The sequence below is a fragment of the Nocardia sp. NPDC002869 genome (genome assembly GCF_046764065.1).
Taxonomy (GTDB): Bacteria; Actinomycetota; Actinomycetes; order Mycobacteriales; family Mycobacteriaceae; genus Nocardia; species Nocardia rhamnosiphila.
Genome location: NZ_JBKOOL010000281.1, coordinates 1 through 3,636 on the forward strand (window position 1 = coordinate 1; position 3,636 = coordinate 3,636).

The 3,636-nt window shown below is 69.6% G+C and carries 2 protein-coding genes; both read right to left on the bottom strand.

The features are described 5' to 3' along the window. Positions 1-76 precede the first annotated feature (76 nt). Positions 77-1,654 (bottom strand): glutamine-hydrolyzing GMP synthase, encoded by a 1,578-nt coding sequence (gene guaA / locus ACLML9_RS28085; RefSeq protein ID WP_411948324.1) that lies wholly within the window; start codon positions 1,652-1,654, stop codon positions 77-79. A gap of 205 nt (positions 1,655-1,859) precedes the next feature. Continuing rightward, a complete protein-coding gene (locus ACLML9_RS28090) occupies positions 1,860-3,041 on the bottom strand; it encodes a GuaB3 family IMP dehydrogenase-related protein (protein ID WP_411948325.1) in 1,182 nt (393 codons plus the stop codon). Positions 3,042-3,636 lie beyond the last annotated feature (595 nt).

Sequence of the window (3,636 nt, forward strand, 5' to 3'; positions counted from 1 at the left end):
TTTTCTTTTCTCTGTGCACCGGACACCTCGTACGAACGGAACCGGCCGGACCTGTACAGGTCCGGCCGGTTCGTCGTCACTCCCACTCGATGGTGCCCGGGGGCTTGCTCGTCACATCCAATACCACCCGGTTGACCTCCGCGACCTCGTTGGTGATCCGGGTGGAGATACGTTCCAGCACCTCGTAGGGCAACCGGGTCCAGTCCGCGGTCATCGCGTCCTCACTCGACACCGGCCGCAGCACGATGGGATGCCCGTAGGTGCGGCCGTCGCCCTGCACACCGACACTGCGTACATCCGCGAGCAGCACCACCGGGCACTGCCAGATCTGCCCGTCCAGACCGGCCGCGGTCAGTTCCTCGCGCGCGATGGCGTCGGCCTGCCGCAGGGTACGCAACCGGTCCTCGGTGACCTCACCGATGATCCGGATCGCCAGACCCGGGCCCGGGAACGGCTGCCGGGCCACGATCTCTTCCGGCAGCCCGAGCTCCCGGCCGACCGCCCGGACCTCGTCCTTGAACAGCAGCCGCAGCGGTTCGACCAGCTCGAACTCCAGGTCTTCGGGCAGCCCGCCCACATTGTGATGCGATTTGATGTTCGCCGTGCCGCTGCCCCCACCGGACTCCACCACGTCCGGGTACAGCGTCCCCTGGACCAGGAACTCCACCGTCGGGGCCGCATCGCCGGCCGTCTGTTCGCCCACGACCTCACCCACCGCGTCCTCGAAGGACCGGATGAATTCGCGGCCGATGATCTTGCGCTTCTCCTCCGGGTCGGTGACGCCCTTCAGCTCGCCCAGGAACTTGTCCACCGCGTCCACGGTGACCAGCCGAGCCCCGGTGGCCGCCACGAAATCCCGCTGCACCTGCTCGCGTTCGCCCGCGCGCAGCAGCCCGTGATCGACGAACACACAGGTCAGCCTGTCGCCGATGGCGCGCTGCACCAGGGCGCCCGCCACCGCGCTGTCCACTCCGCCGGAAAGTCCGCAGATCGCGTGCCCGTCACCGATCTGCTCCCGCACCTGTTCGATCATGACCTCGGCGATATTGGCCGCTGTCCAGGTCGGCGCGATCCCGGCCATCTCGTGCAGGAAGCGGCTCAGGACCTGCTGGCCGTGCGGCGAGTGCAGCACCTCGGGGTGGTACTGCACGCCCGCCAGCCGGCGCGCCCGGTGCTCGAACGCCGCGACCGGCGCGCCCACCGTCGTACCGGTGACCGTGAAACCCTCCGGTGCGTCGGTGACCGCATCGCCGTGGCTCATCCACACCGGCTGGATACCCGGCAGACCCTCGTGCAGCAGGCCACCGTCGATATCGAGTTCGGTGCGCCCGTACTCACGGGTCCCGGTGTTGGTCACGGTGCCGCCCAGCGCCTGCGCCATCGCCTGGAATCCGTAACAGATCCCGAAGACCGGCACGTCGATATCGAACAGCCGCGGATCGAGCGAGGGCGCCCCCTCGGCGTACACACTGGCCGGGCCGCCGGACAGGATCACCGCGAGGGGCTGCTTGTCGGCGATCTCGGCGACCGTGGCGGTATGCGGCACCACCTCGGAGTACACCTTCGCCTCCCGGACCCGGCGGGCGATCAACTGCGCGTATTGCGCACCGAAGTCGACAACGAGTACGGGTCTCTGGGAATGCGTCACCCGCATGATTCTAGTGCTGGCTCCGCGGGCCCTCGAGGTCGGTCACCTCGGGACCCGGCCCGCGCCGACCTGCCGTTTCCCGGAGGCGCCGCGGTGACTCACCGAGACGGGCGAGAAGCGGCCGCCGGGCGGCGATCGACGTCCCGCCCGGGCCGGCCGGACGGCCGCCCACCGCCCGTTCGCCCCGCTCGGGCCCCGACGGACGCACCGCTCAGGCGCGGACGCTCAACCCGACCTTCTGGAACTCCTTGAGGTCGGAGTAGCCGGCCTTGGCCATGGACCGGCGTAGGCCGCCGACCAGGTTGAGAGAGCCGAACGGATCATCGGAAGGCCCGGTGAGGACCTGTTCGAGGCTGGGACGCACCGGGGTGGGGCGGGCCGCGGGCCCGCTGAGCAGTTCGTCGGCGAGGTCCCACGGTTCGTCCAGCGACAGCAGCGAACCGCGCGGCACCGACGGGTGGGCGGCCGCGGACGGCCAGTACCAGCCGCGGCCCGGGGCCTCGGTGGCCAGGGCCAGCGGCGCGCCGAGCATGGCGGCGTCCGCACCGCAGGCGATGGCCTTGGCCAGATCACCCGAGGTGTGGATATCGCCATCGGCGATGACGTGCACGTAGCGGCCACCGGTTTCGTCGAGATAGTCCCGGCGGGCCGCGGCGGCATCGGCGATGGCGGTGGCCATCGGTACCCCGATACCGAGGACTTCGCCCGTGGTGGTCGCGCCCTCCTGCGATCCGTAACCGACGATCACCCCGGCGGCACCGGTCCGCATGAGGTGCAGCGCGGTGCGGTGATCGCTCACCCCGCCGGCCACCACCGGCACATCGAGTTCGGCGATGAACGTCTTCAGGTTCAGCGGTTCGCCGTCCCCGACGTGTTCGGCGGAGATGATGGTGCCCTGCACCACCAGCAGGTCGATTCCGGCCTGCAGCAGGCCCGGGGTCAGGCTCAGGGCGTTCTGCGGGCTGACCCGCACCGCGACAGTGACCCCGCCGGCCCGCACCTGCGCCACCGCGGCGGCGAGGAGGTCGGGCTGCATGGGGGCGGCGTGCAGTTCCTGGAGGAAGGCCACGGCCCGCTGATAGCTGCCCTTGTCCGCGAGCTCCAGCAGTTGCTCGATCTTGGCGGCCACATCCGCGTGCCGCGCCCACAGACCTTCACCGTTGATGACGCCCAGTCCGCCGCGCCGGCCCATCTCGATGGCGAACTCCGGGGAGACCAGGGCGTCGGTGGGGTGGGTGAGGAACGGGATATCGAATCGGTACGCGTCGAGCTGCCAGGCCAGCGAGACCTGGCTCGCCGAACGGGTCCGGCGCGACGGAACGATATCGACATCGTCCAGTTCGTAGGTCCGGCGAGCCGTCCTACCCATTCCGATCTCGACCATATCGCGCACGAAATAACTCCTGTGTCGGTGGCGCGCTGCCGCGCGTGGGTTCTCGGCCCCCTCGCCTCACGTTCCCCGCCCGCGAGATCACGCCTGCCGCGCCTACGTTTCGAGAGCGAGAACGCGGAACGGGCAGCGACCCGGTGTGGGCCTCGCGAAACGAGGCGCCGATGTCATGGTTTCACCTGGTGAACCGCGTAATTACACGTAAACCTTACAGTGTTGTCCGCCGCGCCTTCGGCGCGCGGGGGGCTGTATCTTCGGCGCGCTGGCGCGCGCGGGGTCGAGGCCCCCTTGGTCTCGCCGTTTCGGCCTCGAGACTCGCGCCTGCGGCTCATGCGATGTGCGGTCGGCCGTCCATAGAGGGCGACCATTGAGCACCTTCGGCCAAGGGGCGAGACGGGCCTCAACCCTTTGATGTGTCTCGTAAGACTCGACACATGCGGGTTGCGTCGGCATTCGAGGTCCGGGTCGGCATGCGGACGCGGAGGAACACTGGGACGCGCCGACCCGGTAGTCGGCCAGCTGCTCCGACATCCGTACCCGCTGGCGCGGCCGGCCCCCACTCGCGCCGAAATAACGGAAATCGAAGGCGAGGACGTCG

Bases quoted from the DNA above. Each gene is read 5' to 3' on its own strand.
- guaA (WP_411948324.1), bottom strand. From the start codon at position 1,654: ATGCGGGTGACGCATTCCCAGAGACCCGTACTCGTTGTCGACTTCGGT.